Raw genomic sequence first — 19123 nt, 5'->3', positions numbered from 1 at the left:
ATTGTATGTATAAATGATTATTAGTTTCCATTCGATAATTAACAGATTGGATACTATTAAAATAAAGAGCTCAGAATTTAATTTAAAAGTAAATAAAAAGAAAAAAATAATGAAAAATAATTTCAAAAAAACAATACAAATACTAGTTCTTTTTTTATTTGTAACTACTACTTTAAGGGGGCAATCATCGTCGATTTTCAAGAAAATAGATACGTATCAGACGCTAACACAGATATGGGAATTAGAACCTGACACTAAAATTGAGACCTTTTTGATAACGGCCTATAAGCCAACTTACATTTTGCCATTCCGGTTTTCAAGTCATAGGCGAGAAGTCAATTTTGAAGTGGTACCAGTTGACGATGTTGCAACCGAAGAAGAAATTCAATTGGACAATGTAGAAGCGACAATGCAGTTCAGTTTTAAAACCAAATTAGCCCAAAGAATTTTTGGGAATGGTGCCTTATGGCTCTGTTACACTCAAAAATCCTATTGGCAAGTTTACAACGCAGAATTTTCAAGACCTTTTAGGGAAACGAATTATGAACCGGAAATTATTTTTAACTATCCCGTACAGTTTAATTTTTTAAAGATGAAAATGCTAGGTTTTGGATTTAATCATCAGTCAAATGGAAGAGAAGGTAATAAATTTACCCGAAGTTGGAATCGATTTAATTTGGAGGCAGGTTTTGAGGATAAGCAATGGAGTTTAGTTGTTAGGACATGGTTTGCAGCTGAAATTACGGAAAATCCAGATATAGAAGATTATATGGGTAGAGGGGATATCACTTTTAATTATAGACTAAATAAATATTTATTGACATTAAAGGCACAACATTCTTTACGATTTGGTGACGATAATCATGGTAGCGTTGAAGTGGATTGTGCCTTCCCTATATATGGAAATCTAAAAGGGTATGCTCAATTTTTTCACGGATATGGTGATGCAATGATTGATTACGATCAAATCCATACAATTGCTGGAATTGGAATTGTATTTGCGGGAACATTATAAAAAAAGTATTGATGGACTGTTTTCGATACTTCAGATAAATATTGATTGTTTTTATGATTTAAAAAAAAGCGCTGTACGTATTTGTAAAAATACTTACAGCGCTTTTGCATTGATTAATAAAGTCTTTATTGTTTGATGAATTGCAATTCAAAGTTTAATTTAATTTCTTCACCAACCAGAACTCCTCCGGTTTCTAAAGCTGAGTTCCAATTTAATCCCCAATCTTTTCGGTCAATTTTTCCTGTGATAGAAAGTCCTGCCTTGGTGTTTCCCCATGGGTCTTTTGCTAAGCCTCCAAATTCAGTATTTAACTGAATAGGTTTAGTAATGCCGTGTAGTGTTAAATCTCCAGTTAATTCAAATTCACCATCAAGTATATTTGAAAAACCAGTTGAGGTAAAACTAATTTCAGGAAAAGTAGCAGCGTCAAAGAAATCTGGGCTTAATAAATGAGTGTCTCGATCTTTGTTGCCTGTTGTAATTGAATCTATTTTTGCTTTAAAACTGAATTTTGCATTATCAAAACTATCCGATTCTGTTTCTACTGCCGCATCAAATTGTGTAAAACTTCCAGATACATTTGTAAACATCATGTGTTTTACTTTAAACCCAATTTCTGAATGTGTTGGGTCCAAAGCCCAAGTTGTTTTTGTTGACATTTTATTTGTTTTATTATTGTTGTTAATTAAGATATTACATTGACATTGGCACTTCCATCAATAGGATTTCTGTATTGTCCTCATTGGAAGTGAAGTTTATTTTTTGGGTATCCCAAACCCCGAAACCATCACGAGAATTTAATTTTTGATCAGCTATCATGACCGACCCTTTTATGATGAATACATAAACTCCATTGTTCGGTTTTTTTATTATGTATTCAGTATTAATATTTTGATCAAATGTTCCTAGATGAAACCACGCATCCTGATGAATCCAAACACCTTCATCGTCTGGGCTTGGAGAAAGAATTTGTTGAAATTTGTTTTTTCTTTCTTCAGTTTTTAAGCTGATTTGGTCGTATCGGGGCGTAACATTTTTTTTATTCGGATACACCCAGATTTGTAAAAATTTCACCAGCTGATCATCATTCTTATTGAATTCACTATGAAAAATTCCCGTTCCGGCACTCATCGTTTGAATATCACCTTTTTTGATCACAGTGGTATTTCCCATACTGTCTTTGTGTTCCAAATCGCCTTCTAATGGAATACTGATAATTTCCATATTGTCATGAGGATGTGTGCCAAAACCCTTGCCGGCATCCACACGATCATCATTTAAAACCCGTAATACTCCAAAATGCATTCGCTCCGGATTATAGTAATTGGCAAAACTAAACGTCTGATGACTTTCTAACCAACCGTGATTTGCCAGTCCTCTTGTATCAGCTTTATGCAAAATGGTGTTTTCCATTAGCAGTGATCCTGAGTTTGGAAGATGATTGAAGCCTAATATTTCAAGAGGCTGAATCTCATCAATATCATTTTGTATAATATTTCCAAATGCCGCTGTTGCTGCAAACATTCCAGTTCCAAATATTCCTTTCTTAATAAAGTCTTTTCTATCCATGGCTGCTAGTATTTATTTTACGGTACAAATTTCAGTCGGTTTCAATTTCTATACATTGAACTAGGACAAGAAATGATTTTTTTATATTTTCTAAATAAAAAAATGCTTTACAATAATTCCGATACAAAATTAGATCGGTAGTTATTGTAAAGCATTGAACTAGGACAAGAAATGAAACTTACTGTTTGGCTAGTTTCGTTCGGACTTTGCTTAAAAATTCGGCAGAAATCCCAAGATAAGAAGCGATATAATGCTGGGCTACCCGTTGAGGTATTGTTGGGTAAAGTTTTATAAATTCTAAATATTTTTCCTGTGCCGATTTGGCAATAGTATCGATGAGCCTGTTTTGCATTGCAGAAAGGTTTCTTTGTACCAGTAACCTGAAAATGCGTTCAAATTTGGGGACTTTCTGCAAAAGTATTTCTTTAGTTTCGGGAGTTAGCATCAATAATTGGCAATCTTCGAGCGTTTCTATGAATAATTGGCTTGGTTTTTTTTCATGAAAACTTGCTATATCGCTTATCCACCAATCTTCTACTGCAAATTGCACAATTACTTCAAACCCATTTTCATTGATGTAATATTTACGGATACAGCCTTTTAGGATATAGGCTTCAAAGTTGCAAATCTCACCTTCTTGCAATAAGAATGTCTTTTTTGGAACTTCTTTATACTGCAAAATGGTATTGAAATACTCGATTTCGTCAGGTGTAAATTCATTTTTTTTGCAAATATTGTTATTAATCGATTCAAACATATTGGGGAAAATTAAAAGATTAAATTTAAGCTTTATTTTCAGATAATTTTCTTTTTCTTCGTTGTTCTAAAGCTTGTAAGATTTCGTTCTGCAATAATCCGCTTCCACCACCATAGTGTTGTATAATTTCAATTTCGGGCTGTTGCGCCATAAAAAACTCCTGTATTTTTTTTTCAGATTCTGTATCAATGCCTGAACTTAACAGCACAATATCCAGAAGGTTCTGTTTAAAATATTCTTTAGCAGTTTCTTCATCACCAAAACCTATAGCATGCCAATCTTCGTTTGCATTCACAAGACGCAACAGAATTTCTAGTATAGGCTCATTTTTACCGAGTATTAAAAATTCAAGTTTTTTCATAGCTTTATAATTTAAAATGCAAAATTAGCTCCAAATTCTTTAATGTTACTTAATCTACGACAAGTAAAGCTTTCTTAAATGAATGTTTTAACTGCTGTCACAATTGATTATGATTTTTTTTCTTTTTCTAAAATAATTTTTTCAAAGGATATTTTTAACAAAGTACCATTGTTGTTTTCGATGGAAAAAGTCCCTTCTAAATCATCAGTTAAACCTTTTATTAAACTCATGCCGAATGATTTTTTTTTGTCTTTATACTCAGTAGAGATTCCAATTCCATTGTCTTGAATGGTCAGTAAATATTGTTTTTCATTCGTTGAGACTAATGAAATTGCAATAATTCCGTTTTGATCATTCGGGCAAGCATGTTTGATGGAGTTGGTAACAGCTTCGTTTATAATTAATCCTAATGGAACGGCCTGTACTACATCTAATTCCAATTGTTCTATTTTTATTTTAAAACTAATACGTTGTCTTACATTAAAAGAATCTTTCAAATATTCAACCAATTCTTTCACATATACGGTCATATTTATGGTCGAAACATTTTCGGACATATATAATTTTTGATGAATTAAAGACATAGAATGAATTCTATGCTGGCTGCTTTTTATGGAAGATAAAGCCATATCGTTATCAATATAAGCAGATTGAGAATTAAGTAAACTAATTACCGTTTGAAGGTTGTTTTTTACCCTGTGGTGAATCTCTTTCATCAACCATTCTTTTTCATCAAGTAAATGTTGAAGATGGCTGTTTTTTAGGCTAATTTCTTTTTCTTTAATTTCAAGTTTATCATTATTTTTTTGTTTTACTCTATAGAGATTGTACAGTAGCCCAATAATTATTGTCAATAATAGTAGAGATCCAGCCGACAAATTGATCAAGAGTTTTGATTTTTCTAATTGGTTCTTTTGTAAATTAGTCTGAGTTTGTAAAGTTTTAATGTTTATTTCTTTCTGTACAGTTTCATATTTAAATCGTAATTCTTCAATTTCTTTGCGCTTAGAATAGTTTTCTATTGAGTCATTACTTTTTTTAAATTTTCGATAATGTCCAATCGCGGATAAGTAATTTCCAGAAAGAGAATCAATCTTGAATAGGGAAAGGTCTAAATTTGGGTAGTTAAATTTGATTTTATATTTACGATCAATATTCAATGCTATGTCGGCATAAAATTTTGCTTTATTTCCATTATTCAAATTGGCATAAAACAAAGAAATCTCTGAATAGATTACGGCAAAATTATAAGCTGTTTTTGCATCAATTAACTGTTGCATATACTTAACTGTGATTATGTAATTTTTTTCAGCAAGTTGTTTGTTCCCCAACTTATTATAACATTTTGCTGAAATCTGTGAAATAAGCATTTTTTCAAATAAAGTATTTGGGGGATATTGTAGGGTTTCCGTTTTCAAATAGTCAATTGCTTCTTGGTGTTTTCCAATTTCAACCATGGCATCTAGGCAGGTTACAAAACTTACATACCAACTTTGAGTATTTTTATTTTTTTGGCCAATTTTAATGCTTTTTTTAAATAAGGGTATAGCATCTTCAATATTCCCCATGTAATAGTAGACATTTCCTAAGCGCATATAGAGGTTATCTGCAACGGCCATATCTTGCGTAGTTTCCATAGTTTTTACTGCATCTATTGCATATAACAAGGCTTCTTTTTGATTTTTCAAAACTAAATTTATATACGAAATGGTTGCAGCATTGTAATGGGTATGTTTAAACCCTATTTTTTTTAGAAAATTATACGCCTGAATCGATTCTTTTTTGGCAAGAGCCAAATTTCCATTCCAAAAATGTACCGTAAGGAGTTTCGTTAACGTTTCAACTTCTTTAATTTTATCACCTGTTTCTTTATACAAATGCATTGCCTCATTCAATATTTTTTCTTTATCAGGATTGTTGTCCAATAGAAAAGTTCCTTGGTTTTCTAGTGCATCTGCTAAATTTTTTTTATCATTTAGTTTACGACAGTTTTTTGTAACCATTGAAAAAGTAGTTTGACTTTTGTCAATATTACCAGCTTGAAAATAATATTTGCCCAACAATATATTACTTTGTTGTTTCCATTTTGGTATTCCTAGTATGTTACTTAGTTGAACGGCTTGATTAATGTAGACAAAAGCATTTTGAAGATCTTCTTTCTTGTTACCTGGTTTAAAAAGGTAATGGCTGCCTATATGTAGTAATAAATATACTTTTTCAGTGTTTTTTAATTTGACAAGTGTTTTTACTGCTACATTTATATTATCGCCAATAATCATTTTAACTTTTGGAAAATCGCTACCGTCATTATATCCTTCGTCATAAGACAATGATAACGGAACTTTATTGGCGTTACATGCCAATACCATTGCGCTATCTATATCTATAGTGCCCTGACTAACAGAGTGTAAATAAACACCTGTGATTTTAACTAATAATCGACTTTCTTTAATGTCGTAATTATATTTGGAATGTTTGATTTGTCCATAGCTCTGTAAAGTAAGAACTAAAACAATACAAAAAAGATATAATGCTTTCATTTCTTGATCTATTTTATTTTAGGTTTTAGAATTTACAAAGATAGAAATAAATTAAGTTAAGGTTTTAATAAGTCATCTAAATCCTCTTGATTTGTTATCAATTTCTTTTCTTTTAAAAAAAGATTCTTTGCTTTTTAAGACACAAATTATTAATTAACTTTGTGTTGTAAATGTTCAATTATTTTTTTTGATTGAAGTTCTATATGTTAAGTAATCATAAACTTTTTATAGTTTGATTCTTCAGATGAGCAATAAAAATACAGTTTTATGAAAAAAGAATTTGTTGATGAAAAAATTTCATCAAAGAAGAAAATATTGATTGTTGAAGATCAATTTATTGAAGCACATGACTTACAGTTAATCCTGGAAAAAGCAGGTTATGAGGTTATGGGATTAATGCGTTCTGTAGCTCAAGCATTAGAATTTATAGAAAAACAAACACCTGACCTTGTTTTTGTAGATATTTTTCTCAAAGGAAAAGAGACAGGTATTGATTTAGCCAAAATATTGAAAGAAAAGCATATTGGATTTATCTATCTCTCCGCTAATTCCAGTAAAAGCATATTAGAAGAAGCCAAAAAAACTCAGCCTTATGGATTCATTGTTAAGCCATTTCGAGATCAGGATGTGTTAATAATGCTGGATATAGCCTGTTACAGTCATAAGAATAGTATACAAACGCAAATGTTACAAGAAAAAATTCTTGAGAAAAGCATCAATGAAATTACTTTTTCTTCCTTAAAATGGGAACAGGCATTATTGCAGCTGGGAACAACATTGCAAACTTTTGTTCCATTCGATTATATGGAAGCTAGATTTATCGATGATTTTCCTAATACTATTGGATTGCTTAGAAGGAATTTTGATAATTATGAAATGATAAACATTGATAGATTTTCGAAAATAACAAATTTAAAAAAAGAAGAATTAAATGAGTTAAATTCCAAATCCCTAAAATTGGAAATTGAGCAAATTTATCATGGAGATTCTTTGGTTAAAGTAAGTCAGGATTCAGCTATTACGAGATTGGTGCTGCATACTTTTGGAATCAAATCTTTTATAGTAATTCCGTTGATTATTGATGAGAGTAATTTTAGTTTTTCATTCTATAGCAGGAATTATGATATTTATTTGGAAGAACATTTGTTGTTATTAAAAAAGCTACAAAACATATTGACCAAGTTTGTTAGCGATATGTACATTACCGATAAAAAACTAAATGGCAAGAATAAAGTAGTTTTGAATTTTACTAAAAATATTCCACAAGGATTTGAGTCCATGATAGGGAACAGTAAAAAAATGATAACAGTTTTTGACTCAATAAAAAAAGTCGCACCTTTTGAAACTTCAGTATTAATATTAGGAGAAAGTGGAACGGGTAAAGAAAAAGTAGCACAAAGTATTCATAATCTGTCCAGTCGAAAAGAAAAATCACTTGTAATTATTAACTGCGGAACCATTCCAGAAAATTTAGCAGAATCCCTGCTTTTTGGTCATGAAAAAGGAGCTTTCACAGGAGCGACCGACAAACGTATTGGCAAATTTGAAATGGCTAATGGGGGTACTATTTTTCTAGATGAAATTGGGGAAATGCCGATAGATATCCAGGTGAAGTTATTGCGAGTGTTACAAGAAAAGGAAATCGAGAGGGTAGGAGGACGTTCTACTATTAAAATCGACGTTCGTATTATTGCTGCAACAAATCGAAACCTTGAAGAAGAAGTGGCCGCAGGAAGATTTCGTTTGGATTTGTATTATAGACTTTATGTTTTTCCAATTCTGGTTCCTACATTAAGGGAAAGAGCAGAAGATATTCCCATTTTGGCAACTCATTTTATTAATTTATTTAGCAAAAAAACTGGATTGAAAGCACCAATTCTTCACGATTCAGCACTTCATCAGTTATTATTGTATGAGTGGCCAGGCAACATAAGAGAGTTAGAGCATGTTATAGAACGCAGTATTTTGATGAGCGATGGTAATACAATTAAAGAAATACAACTTCTTTTTTCTAAAAAGAGTGAACAGATTGAAAAACCGCAGGAATTTTCTATAAAAACAATTCAGGACAATGAGCGGGATTATATTATTTACATCCTAAAAAGATGCAAAGGAAAGGTTTCTGGAATGGGTGGAGCTGCTGAAATTTTGAATATTCCAGCATCTACATTAAATTCTAAAATGAAAAAATTAGGAATTAAAAATCATTATTTATAAAATAAACTGAATTTATCTCGTAATCTTATGTATCCTGTTATTCTAAAATAACAAATATAGATGATCGAAGTGCTTTTTTTAAGTTTCGGGTTTTATGCCCTTTTCCAGTAGTATCTTCTACCAATAAGATGTCACCTTGTTCGAATATCCTCTTTTCTCCCAAGGATGTCTCGATCTCGATTGTTCCGTCTTGAAGTATAATGTACTGCCGATTTGGAGCTTTGTGAAAGTCGTAGTCATATTCGGGACTTACTTTCCGGAAGACTATCCCAACAGTTTCTTCTAACTCTGATAAAAAACCAATATCCCCTTTGTCCTTTAACTTGATTTTTATTTCCTCAAAGTGACTTTCTCCTTTTTCATCAGCATAAATTCTTGTTACTTTAAAATATTTCATTTTTTAAATTTTAGCGTTAAAAAAAAGAGATGCTCATGGATGCGATAACTTTATCCACAAGCATCTCAAACCAACCTAAAAACCAATTATACAATCAAATTTTTATTTTTTTGAACCATTCTACTGCCAAATCTAAATCCTGTTGAATAAGATTGTGGCTTGTATAAAGTATAAATTCAGTAACATCAAATCCATTATTTTTTAAGAGTATCGTGTATAGCTTAATTACTTCTGAATTTACTGTTGGATCCTCTTTCCCGGAGCTTAAAAAGACAGGTGTATTTCGATTGTTTACTTCTGTTTTTTTATTTTTAAAAGGCATCATTGGTCGAAATAAAATAGCTCCAGCAAGAAAGTCGGGATATAATAATAATGTTGCTCCAGCAATATTGGCACCATTGGAATAGCCTAAAGCAATAATTTTAGTTATATCAAATTTTTCTTTAAGGGCTAAATCCTTTAAAAAAAACACCATCTCATTGGTTCTGAATTCTAAATCTTTTTCATCGAATATCCCCATCCCTAATCGCTTGAAGAATCGAGGCATTCCGTTTTCATCAGTATTGCCTCTTAAGCTTAGTATGTTTATATCTTTACCAAAACGATCGGCTAATTGAAGTAAATCGGTTTCATTACCACCAGTGCCATGAAGGAGTAGCAGTGTTCTTGCTTCAGGATTTACTGATGGTTTATAAATATAATGCATTGGTTTAAAGTCCATAATGTGTTAGTTTATTTTTACTAAATGTGCTTCAATTTCTTTGCGTTTCGATTCGTACTGAAGGGGTAATTTTAAATTTTTTCCTAAATCCTCCAATGCTTCGTCAACGGTAAAGCCGGGATTATCGGTTGCAATTTCAAATAGCACACCTCCTGGTTCTCTGAAATAAAGTGAATGGAAATACTGACGGTCAATTTGATCCGTAATTCCTAATCCCATTTTACTTATAATTTCATAAAAATACATCAGGCTTTTATCATTTTTCACACGAAATGCTACATGATGTACCGATCCGTTTGCGACATGACCATGTTTTTCTTCTGGTAATTCTACTAAATCAACAATTGAAGCATTTTCAACAGCAGTTGTAGCATAACGATAGCGGTTTACCGATTGGTCTACTAATTTATAGCCAAAAATATCAGTAAGAATACTTGCTGTAGCATCTATTTTGTTTAATGTCAATGTAATGTTGTGAAAGCCTTTGAGTGCAACCGAAGCATTTATTTCATCTGTTTCCCAAGGTTTTCTATTGTCAGCGGTTTTTGATTCTATTAATTCCAATTTCAGTCCGTCTGGGTCTAAAAAGGAAACGTATTTTTCTCCAAATTTTTCTGAGGGTTTGTTGTAAATTACATTGTAATGATCCAAACGTTTTACCCAAAAATCTAGACTTCCTTTTGGAACAGAATAACCAATTTCTGTAGCCATTCCAGATCCTTTTCTTCCTTGCTGAATTCCTTCTCCCCAAGGAAAAAAAGTTAAGATAGTTCCAGCACTTCCTATTTCATCTCCAAAATAAAAATGATACGTTCCAGGATCATCGAAATTTACTGTTTTTTTGATAAAACGTAACCCTAAAATTTTAGAATAAAAGTTGAAGTTTCGTTTTGCATCGCTAGCAATTGCTGTAATGTGATGAATGCCTAAAATTGTATTTTCCATGATATGTTTGTTTTTAAATTATATTACAAATTTATTATGTTGATGATCTGTAAGCATTGAACTAGTTTAAGAAATACATTCACTATTTATTGATTTTCAAAGGCATAACTGATTTCCTGATGCAAGAGACCTACCCCGCCACCATAAGGGTCTAATAGAATAATATTAGGATTTATTTTTTTAAAATAATTTGATAGTTCATGCTCAATATCTCTTTTTATATTACAACCAAAAATTACCATCAAGATATTGTGTTTTGAGAATTGTTGAATAGCTTCTATTTCAGAATTGGCTGCTATCCCATAGTAGCTTTCATTACTATTTATGATTTTTACTATTTCCTTTGTTTTTCTTTCATTAGTGCTTATGTACATTATGTTTTTTTTCATACTCCTTTTGATGGGTAAATTGAATTAAATTTTAAATTGTGTTGTTATACCTCCCAAAAGAATGTCTTTGCCTGAGCCAGAATCCTTAATGAATTTTCCAGATTGAAACCAAGTTCCTTCGAGTTTAAAAGAAATCATGGCTGAGTACTGGTATATCATTTCAGTTCCCAATTGTGTTCCAATAAATTTTTCGGAAGAATTTTTACCAGTATAAATTAACTGTGAATTGGTGGCATAAAGGCCATCATTTTTACTGTATCTCCAAAAGGCATCATAATCGAATGCTACATTAAATTTGGGTGTTACTTCAAAATTAATGGATGGATGTATGTCTAGTAAATTTGTTGGGCCGATTAATGCTGCTAATCCGAAATAGGCACCTCGTGGGAATAATGGATTGAAGGTTTCAATAGTTACATCATCATAGGTTTTGTTTCCCGATATAATTTCTGTTTTGAACCCCAGCATAGGTTTGAATTTTATGTTTTGAAATTGATACGAACAGTAAGAAGAAAGGGTCCAAGCAGTGATGTTTTTATTTTCTAATTTTCCGAATTGATAGACTCCTTCAAAGTCAAAACGCCAGCTGCCTTCGTTTTTCCATATACGGGTTCCAAATGTGTGACGCAATTCTTTTCCAGAACCATCATTAAAGCTAGCTTTACTTTTCCATAGCCCTAAATAATAATCATCTATATTTTTAAAAAAAGGCACACTATTAATTACGGTATAAGTTCCCCAAAATTTGCTGTCTTTATCGAAGTGGTCATCAAAGATCCCTATTTTATTGGCTACTGGATGGGTGTAAAAAAGATCTGATTTTATTGATCTAGCTCCGCATATTAGTTTAATGCCATCAAATGCACTACGGTTATTTGGAATCTCTCTTACGGCAATTAAACGTTGGCTGCCATAGTATAACTCCTGACGACCTAAACGGAGTGTTACTTTCGAATACTTTTTGGATATAAAATTTACATCGAAGAACGCCTGATGAAAATCGAGTGGATTATTTTCTACCGGATTCGGATTAATTCGTCCGTTTGCATTGCTACTTTGTAATTGCAAAAATAGTCTGAAGTAGGAACTTGCATGAAAATCGGCGTGCACAAGATAGCGCGATAGAATATATCCGTCTTTATCATCAGGTGTATCGCCCCAATCTTCATTTTTGATATTGAAATATTGGAACCTTACATCTCCACCAAAAGAAACATACGTATTTCCGCTTTTATTCAGTGGTGTGAATTTTAATTTTTCGTACTCGCTTTTTACTGTGTCTTTTTTCAAATAGGTGAAATCATCCTCATACCGTAATGCTTTGAAAGACGGTTTTTGTTGTCCGGATGATATGCTGAAATTCAGCATTAATATTAGTAAAAGAAACAGTTTCATACCGCTTAATTTTTAGTTGTAAAATAGTGGTCTAAAGAATACTTACCAGCACCTGTGATAGCAATTAAAAGAAAGCTAACGCTATACATAAAAGGGATATCTTTTATCAGTAGCGGGTCGTTGAAATGCACTACGAAATACCCTGTTACAGTTACTGCTAAAATGGGTAGGGTAGCTATTCTTGTAAATAAACCCAAAACAATAAATAGGGGCATGATGATATTTGCACTAGTGGCAAACGCTTGATTAATTGCCTCTGGCAAACCAAGGGGATTTGGCACTATTTCAGCAATGACAACACCAATACCGATTTTTTTTAAACCATGGGCAATGATTAATTCAGAAGCTATAGCCACTCTGAAAAAGAGTAAAGCAGCATCGTTACCTTTTTTTCCTAAATTAGTTTGCATAGAAAGTAATATTGCGTTCTTCATCCTTTCAATTTTTTTGATACCCTCCATAAAAATTAACAGGACTCCATGCTGGTTGTGCTTTTGGGATAGCTGGTGCAAATTTTGAAAACTCACCATTTCCATAGACTACTTTTCCATCAAGTATTGTTAAATTTGCCGTTATGTCTTTGATGTTTTCTGTATCTGTTGTTAAATAATCGTTAGAAAGAATAGCAATATCAGCTAAATATCCTTCTTTAATAGTGCCTCTGTCTTTTTCCTGATGGATTAGAGAAGCGCTGCCTTGGGTATATATTTTTAATGCTTTTATTCTGTCTAACTGATTTTCCTTGGCAGCAAATTCGGTTCCTCCAATAGATTTTCCTGTAACTAACCAGTACAAACCTACCCATGGATTATAACTGGCTACACGAGTACCATCTGTTCCTCCGCCAATAGGCAATCCTGAATCTATCATTTTGCGAATAGGAGGTGTGTTTAGTGCTGCTTTTTTTCCGTAGCGCGAGATAAACGTTTCTGCCTGATAAGCCATTCGGTGTTGAATAGCAATTCCACCACCTAATTCTTTTATTCTCAGCAGATTTTCATCGGATACGGTTTCGGCATGATCAAAAAACCAAATCAGTCCGTTTAGTGGCGTTTCTTTGTTTACTTCTTCAATTACGTTTAAGAATCGGGTAATACTTTCGTTGTAAGTGGCGTGTAAGCGGAAAGGCCAATGGTTTTTTACCAACGTTCCTATAACTGTTTTTAATTGTGTTTCCATTAGAGGAGATAATTCTGGACGTGGTTTGGTGAAATTTTCAAAATCACCACCAGAAGCCACCAAATTTTCACCACCACCTTGTACATAGTATTCGGTTGGTTTATCATCGTGGTCGTGTGCATCAATATCTACCATGCCAATCCATTTTTGGTAGTCTTCTAATTCTTTACCTGGTTTTTGTGCAAATAGATAATACGGTAAGCGAATGGTAAGTTGTTTTGCTTTTGAAAGCGAATCGGTTATGGCATAATCATCGGGAAAGTTTTGAAAACCTCCGCCAGCATCCATTACACTTGTAACTCCAAGTGAGTTCAATTCCGTCATGAATAATTTTGATGAATTTATTTTTTCAGAAGTTGATAGTTCTGGAAGTTTGGCTAAAGTGGAGTACAAAATGAAAGCATTAGGTTCTGCTACTAATAAACCTGTTGGCTGACCAAAGCGGTCTTTTTGTATTAAACCACCGTTTGGATTAGGAGTATCTTCTGTAATGCCTAATTTTTTTATCCCCGCTTTGTTTAGATAGGCTTCGCCATATAGGTGTAAAATGAAAGCAGGAGTATTTCCTGTAGCTTCATTAATTTCTTCTAGTGTTGGATTTCTTTTTTCTGCAAATTGGTATTCAGTCCATCCGCCAACTACACGTACCCATTGTCCTTCTGGAGTTCTTTGTGCCTGTTCTTTGAGCATTTGCAAAGCACGAGTTAATGTTTTTACACCGTCCCAACGCAATTCAGTATTGTAGAAACGTCCGCCACGAATAACGTGAAGGTGTGAATCATATAAACCCGGAATTACGGTTTTTCCTCTAGCATCAATGACAGTTGATTTACTAGTTTTGTACTGTAATACTTGAGCAGTAGATCCAACGGCTATAATTTTATCTCCATTGATTGCTATTGCTTCTGCTTGTGGATTTGCATCATTTAAAGTGATTACTTTAGCATTGGTAATAATAAGCGTTGCTTTTTTTTGAGCTGTTGCCACTACACTTGATATAAAAAAAGAAAACAGAATAAAGTTTTTAGTAAATGTTTTCATTGTTTTTTAATTTAAAATCAGGGGCCGAAGCCCCTGATTATTATTTAATGAATTAGTGTTTGATTACTGCACGAGAGTATTGCACTCCAATACCATAAGCCCCTCCGTATTTAACCACAAGGTCAGTAACTGCTTTGTACGTTTCTCCTCTTGCCCAATCGCGTTGTAATTCTAATAAATATTGTAATGCAGTAATAGGACGAGCCCCAGCCTGAACCATTCTGGTTATTGCCATTTCATGTGCTTCTTTTGAAACGTCACCGCTAGCATCAGTAACAATGTAAACAGTATATCCATCATTGATTGCTGATAAAACTGGTCCAACGATACAAACACTTGTCCATAAACCACCAAATACTAATGTTTTTTTGCCTTTAGCTGTAATCGCTTTATAAGCATTTGCATCTTCCCATGTATTCATGGTAGTACGATCAATATAGTTTGAAGTAGCTTGAGGGTATGCATCTGAAATTTCAGGAAATACGGGTCCGCTGAATGATTTTTCAGCTACTGTGGTTACTACTGTTGGTATATTAAAGATTTTTGATGCACCAGCCAATAAAGCGGTATTGTTTCTCAATTGATCAACGCTGATACTTGTTACCGGGAACGCCATTTGGCTTTCATAATCAACCAATATTAAAGAATGGTTGGTTGGGTTTAATAAGCTTGGACTTGGTTTTTGAGCAAATGCTGCAATTGATCCTAATGCTAAAACTACTGTTAAAATTATTTTTTTCATGTTTTTAATTATTAAAATTTGCTGAATGAATTATTTATTGTTTGATAAACTGTAATTCGATATTCAATCGAACTTCTTCGCTTACCAATACACCACCTGTTTCGAGAGCTGAATTCCAGTTTAGGTTCCAATCTTTACGATTGATTTTACCTGTTAAAATGAATCCTGCTTTAGTATTACCCCAAGGGTCTTTCATTAAGCCGCTAAATTCAGTTTCTAATGTTACAGGCTTAGAAACACCGTGAAGTGTTAAATTCCCTTTTAATTCGAAATCTGCTTCATCAATTTTTTTGAAAGAGGTACTCTCAAAAAGAATTTTCGGAAATTGTTCCGCATCAAAGAAGTCGGAACTCAAAAGGTGAGTATCACGATCTGCATTGTTGGTTGTGATAGAATCAATATCACCACTGAATTCGATTTTTGCATTTTCGAATTCGTCACCTTCTGTTTCAATACTTGCAATGTATTTTTGGAAATTACCTGAAACATTTGTGAACATCATGTGTTTTACTTTAAATCCTATTTCTGAGTGTGTAGGATCGATTAACCATTTTTTTGTTGACATAATTTTTGTTTTTAATGTTATTATTCTTTTTAATGTTATTACTTTTTTATTTATGTACTATGCAAAGTTGCTAGACATTTAATTTGTTGGCATTGAACTAGAACAAGAAAATCTATCTTGGCATAAACTATATATTCAAAAAAGATACCTTTTATTTTAAATAGCTGAATATCAATATTTTATGTGTAAATAAAGCACTTTATTATTTGTTATATTTCGCTTATTTATTAAAACTGATTGCGGTATTTAGCTAAAATTTATTTTTAAGAATTAGTTATAAAAAAATAACCTTCTCAAATATATTGGAGAAGGTTATTTTAAATTTTGAAGTTTCAATTCCTAGTTTTTGATTATCTTTTTAGTTCATTATACTTTATTATTCTCTGCAATCCAATTGTAAATTTCTGTTTGAGAGCGTCTAGATCTATTGCTATTTGTATCAATTGGATCGTTTAAACCTTTATTATTTATCGTTCTTTTTTTTGTATTGTCCTCTAATTGAAACTGAATTATTGTATTTATTTCATCTATATGATTTTTATCTTTTATTGGGAAAGCGACTTCGATTCTTCGGTTTAAGTTTCTGCTTAACATATCGGCGGATGATAAGTAGATTTTTTCTTTACTATTGTTTGAAAATTTATAAATTCTTGCGTGCTCTAAAAACATATCTACAATACGATAAACTTTTATGTTTTCAGTTGTATTTTTAATATCTGCTAATAAAGTGCAAATTCCCCGAACCAAAAGTGTTACCTCTACACCTGATTGACTTGCTTCAATAAGTTTGCATATAATTTCTTTTTCGTCAACTCCGTTTACTTTTAATAAAATTCCCGCTTTTTTCCCTGCTTTCTTGTTTGCGATTTCATTGTTTATCAATTCAATTAATTTGTCTTTCATATTAAAACCTGCAACCAAAAGGGTTTTGATTGTTGCTTCCTTTTCCTTGGTTTTTAAAAATGCAAATACCTTTTTCAAATCGGTTGTATATTTTCTTTCGGAAGTAAAAAAGCCAAAATCAGAATAAATGCTGGCGGTACTTTCATTAAAATTTCCTGTAGATAAATAACTATAAAATTTATTTTTACCGTCTTCATTTTTCATAGTAACTAGAGCAACTTTAGCGTGCACTTTCAAATTAGGCATGCTGTAAATAATTTTGATGCCAGCTTTCTTCATTTCTTTTGACCAAAACAAATTGTTGTCTTCATCAAATCTAGCTTTGACTTCTACAAAGACGGTTACTTTTTTTCCGTTTTTTGCAGCACTTATCAAGGCATTAGCGATTAATGATTGGGATGAGATGCGATATAAAGTGATTTTTATTTCGGTAACATTTTTATGAATAGCTGCTTGATTAAAAAACTGCAAAACATAATGATAGGATTGGTATGGAAAATGAATTAATTGATTTTGATTATTAATAATTTCAAAAATAGAGTTGTTGTTTTCAAAGGGCAAATGCTTTAGTGCTGGATAATTTTGACTTTGAAGTTTTGGTTTTATTGGATTTGGAAACTTGAATAAATCAAAAAGATTGTGATGGCTTCCTCCTTCAATCATTTCGTTATCTTTTAATTTGAATGATTTTTTACATACTAAAACAGTTTCAGCATCCATATTATAATCATACAAAAAGCGTGTTGATGACCCGGATTTTCGTTCTTCAATTTTCGTTTCAATTTTCGCTATTAAATCTCCCGAAGTTTCATCGATAATTTTATAGTTTTCATCTCGATTTAATTTTATTGCATTACAAGAAATGACTTCTTCTGCTGGAAATATAAAGGATAAACATTTTTTGATTATGGTGTCAATAGAAATAATGTAGTTAGTATCTTCTTGACTTTGTAATTGTTTGTAGCGATCTAGTTTGTCTGATGGAATATTTAAATATGCATAATTATAGTTTCCATTTCTCTCTTTTAATTTAACTAATAAATATAATCCTCTGTTTTTTAAAAAATATCTTTTCTTAATTTTGTTAGTTATATAAACTACCTGAATATAAGAAAGTACAATACTCTTAAAATAGTATTCTATTTCGCCTAAATGTTCTTTTATAATATCTTGATGTTCATAATAAACAATCTTATTGTTCACTAATTCAGGTACAATTTTATCTTTCCAAGTTTTTCCTAATTTATTTTGTTGCAGGTTTACCTCAGCTAAAATTTGTTTTAATAAAACTGTATTTTTTTCTGAATTTCCTAGTAATAATTTATTGATTTTTACTCTAAAAAATTCATCTAAATTAGAGGAATGAATGGCTAAAAATTTAATACGCTCATATAGTGGATTGTTGTTATCATTAGCTTCATCTAGAATACAACTGTTGAAGGAAAGCCAAGATATTTCGGATGGAATTGTATAATTTGGTTTCATATTTTATATAAAATGAAAAGTGAATTTTATTTCTTTAAAGATTGCAGGTTTACTTGATATAAATCCCCACCTGTTTTTTTTACTCTTTCGTCCGCAATAAGTAATGTTTCATTGTTTTTGAAACAAACGGCTTCTTTTTGTGAGAAGTGATCCAAATTTAATTCGCTCATTTTTCCATTGGTAATATTATCTGGGGTGTAATTTTCGAAAAGCCAAATTTTAGAGTGTGACAATAACACAAATTTTGAACCATCGGCACTAATTGCAGCACTAGTTATTGCACAGTTATTATAATCGGAGCAAGTAATAATTGTTTTTATTAATTGGGCATGATGGTGTCCTTCTGAATTGGGAATTTTGTATATGTAACTAGTACCATCAAAATCTTTGCTTCTGTTTTTAGTAAACAAATAGAAATAATTATTGTATTCGAAAAATGCTTCAACGTCAAACAGTAATTTTTTCTTTCTAGGCGGAAAATCGGTCTGCTCGGGATAATCAAAAGAAATTTTATAGCTAACATCGGTTGTTTTTTTCTGTAAATTAGATTTATCGATTTTATAAATGGCTAAATCTTTTCTCACATTGTCGTTGTTACCAAAATCTCCTATATACAAGTTTCCATTGATGTCGAAGGTTAAATCCTCCCAATCGATATTTTCCGTATCATTGAGTGTAATTGTTTTTATTATTGTTCCTAAAGTATCAAGAGTGGTCACTTGATTTTCGTTGTCACTATCTTCGATACAGTAAATCAAATTATTTGAGTAGGTTATACCAGATACTTCTTTTAGCTCGTTTGGTAATTCACAGACCTGTTTTATGATACTAGTTTGGTTTTTGCTGTTGCAAGAAAACAATAAAGCTATTGAAATTAGTATTGGTATTTTTTTCATTTTAAT

At 31.9% G+C, this 19123-nt stretch carries 18 protein-coding genes; 2 read left to right on the top strand and 16 right to left on the bottom strand.

Annotation, left to right across the window (positions count from 1 at the left end; translation table 11 throughout):
* Window positions 1-109 precede the first annotated feature (109 nt).
* Window positions 110-1015 carry a phospholipase A gene (locus AC8GF4_RS07265; RefSeq protein ID WP_506593583.1) on the top strand — a complete coding sequence of 302 codons (906 nt, stop codon included), beginning with the start codon at window positions 110-112 and terminating at the stop codon, window positions 1013-1015.
* A 125-nt stretch (window positions 1016-1140) separates the two neighbouring features.
* Here the strand turns inward: AC8GF4_RS07265 and AC8GF4_RS07260 are convergent, their stop codons facing one another.
* The 5 genes from AC8GF4_RS07260 to AC8GF4_RS07240 all read right to left on the bottom strand — a co-directional run bounded on the left by AC8GF4_RS07260 (window position 1141) and on the right by AC8GF4_RS07240 (window position 6242).
* On the bottom strand, window positions 1141-1674 hold the full coding sequence (locus AC8GF4_RS07260; RefSeq protein ID WP_506593582.1) for a YceI family protein: 534 nt from the start codon (window positions 1672-1674) through the stop codon (window positions 1141-1143).
* Window positions 1675-1708: 34 nt separating this feature from the next.
* The gene (locus tag AC8GF4_RS07255; RefSeq protein ID WP_506593610.1) at window positions 1709-2428 is read right to left on the bottom strand and encodes a pirin family protein; all 720 of its coding nucleotides are present in this window, start codon (window positions 2426-2428) and stop codon (window positions 1709-1711) included.
* A gap of 334 nt (window positions 2429-2762) precedes the next feature.
* Complete coding sequence (locus AC8GF4_RS07250) at window positions 2763-3341, bottom strand: Crp/Fnr family transcriptional regulator (protein WP_506593581.1); 579 nt, start codon at window positions 3339-3341, stop codon at window positions 2763-2765.
* A gap of 25 nt (window positions 3342-3366) precedes the next feature.
* Window positions 3367-3702: a hypothetical protein gene (locus tag AC8GF4_RS07245; protein WP_506593580.1), complete on the bottom strand. Its 336-nt coding sequence runs from the start codon at window positions 3700-3702 to the stop codon at window positions 3367-3369.
* A gap of 107 nt (window positions 3703-3809) precedes the next feature.
* Entirely contained in the window at window positions 3810-6242 is a 2433-nt protein-coding gene (locus tag AC8GF4_RS07240) for a histidine kinase dimerization/phosphoacceptor domain -containing protein (RefSeq protein ID WP_506593579.1), read from the bottom strand.
* Between the two features lie 267 nt (window positions 6243-6509).
* On the opposite strand from AC8GF4_RS07240, the gene AC8GF4_RS07235 reads away from it, so the two are divergent.
* Window positions 6510-8459 (top strand): sigma 54-interacting transcriptional regulator, encoded by a 1950-nt coding sequence (locus tag AC8GF4_RS07235; RefSeq protein WP_506593578.1) that lies wholly within the window; start codon window positions 6510-6512, stop codon window positions 8457-8459.
* A 37-nt stretch (window positions 8460-8496) separates the two neighbouring features.
* Here the strand turns inward: AC8GF4_RS07235 and AC8GF4_RS07230 are convergent, their stop codons facing one another.
* The 11 genes from AC8GF4_RS07230 to AC8GF4_RS07180 form a co-directional block, all read right to left on the bottom strand.
* Window positions 8497-8856 (bottom strand): cupin domain-containing protein, encoded by a 360-nt coding sequence (locus AC8GF4_RS07230; RefSeq protein ID WP_506593577.1) that lies wholly within the window; start codon window positions 8854-8856, stop codon window positions 8497-8499.
* Between the two features lie 94 nt (window positions 8857-8950).
* Entirely contained in the window at window positions 8951-9577 is a 627-nt protein-coding gene (locus AC8GF4_RS07225; RefSeq protein WP_506593576.1) for an alpha/beta hydrolase, read from the bottom strand.
* Between the two features lie 6 nt (window positions 9578-9583).
* A complete protein-coding gene (locus tag AC8GF4_RS07220) occupies window positions 9584-10522 on the bottom strand; it encodes a ring-cleaving dioxygenase (protein ID WP_506593575.1) in 939 nt (312 codons plus the stop codon).
* 86 nt (window positions 10523-10608) lie between these two features.
* Window positions 10609-10911, bottom strand: coding sequence for a hypothetical protein (locus AC8GF4_RS07215; RefSeq protein ID WP_506593574.1), 303 nt, complete (start codon window positions 10909-10911; stop codon window positions 10609-10611).
* Window positions 10912-10935: 24 nt separating this feature from the next.
* The gene (locus AC8GF4_RS07210) at window positions 10936-12306 is read right to left on the bottom strand and encodes an alginate export family protein (RefSeq protein WP_506593573.1); all 1371 of its coding nucleotides are present in this window, start codon (window positions 12304-12306) and stop codon (window positions 10936-10938) included.
* 5 nt (window positions 12307-12311) lie between these two features.
* A complete protein-coding gene (locus tag AC8GF4_RS07205; RefSeq protein ID WP_506593572.1) occupies window positions 12312-12740 on the bottom strand; it encodes a DoxX family protein in 429 nt (142 codons plus the stop codon).
* Window positions 12741-12744: 4 nt separating this feature from the next.
* Window positions 12745-14526 carry an amidohydrolase gene (locus tag AC8GF4_RS07200; protein WP_506593571.1) on the bottom strand — a complete coding sequence of 594 codons (1782 nt, stop codon included), beginning with the start codon at window positions 14524-14526 and terminating at the stop codon, window positions 12745-12747.
* A 52-nt stretch (window positions 14527-14578) separates the two neighbouring features.
* Window positions 14579-15268 (bottom strand): hydrolase, encoded by a 690-nt coding sequence (locus AC8GF4_RS07195; protein ID WP_506593570.1) that lies wholly within the window; start codon window positions 15266-15268, stop codon window positions 14579-14581.
* A gap of 34 nt (window positions 15269-15302) precedes the next feature.
* Window positions 15303-15833: a YceI family protein gene (locus AC8GF4_RS07190; RefSeq protein ID WP_506593569.1), complete on the bottom strand. Its 531-nt coding sequence runs from the start codon at window positions 15831-15833 to the stop codon at window positions 15303-15305.
* Between the two features lie 366 nt (window positions 15834-16199).
* Complete coding sequence (gene ppk1 / locus AC8GF4_RS07185) at window positions 16200-18221, bottom strand: polyphosphate kinase 1 (protein WP_506593568.1); 2022 nt, start codon at window positions 18219-18221, stop codon at window positions 16200-16202.
* A gap of 26 nt (window positions 18222-18247) precedes the next feature.
* Complete coding sequence (locus AC8GF4_RS07180) at window positions 18248-19117, bottom strand: YjiK family protein (protein WP_506593567.1); 870 nt, start codon at window positions 19115-19117, stop codon at window positions 18248-18250.
* Window positions 19118-19123: the final 6 nt, after the last annotated feature.

This window comes from Flavobacterium rarum (SeqCode) (genome assembly GCF_965234445.1).
Classification (GTDB): Bacteria; Bacteroidota; Bacteroidia; order Flavobacteriales; family Flavobacteriaceae; genus Flavobacterium; species Flavobacterium rarum.
Note: the sequence above shows the minus strand (reverse complement) of the source record. Positions and strands in the feature narration are given on the sequence as shown.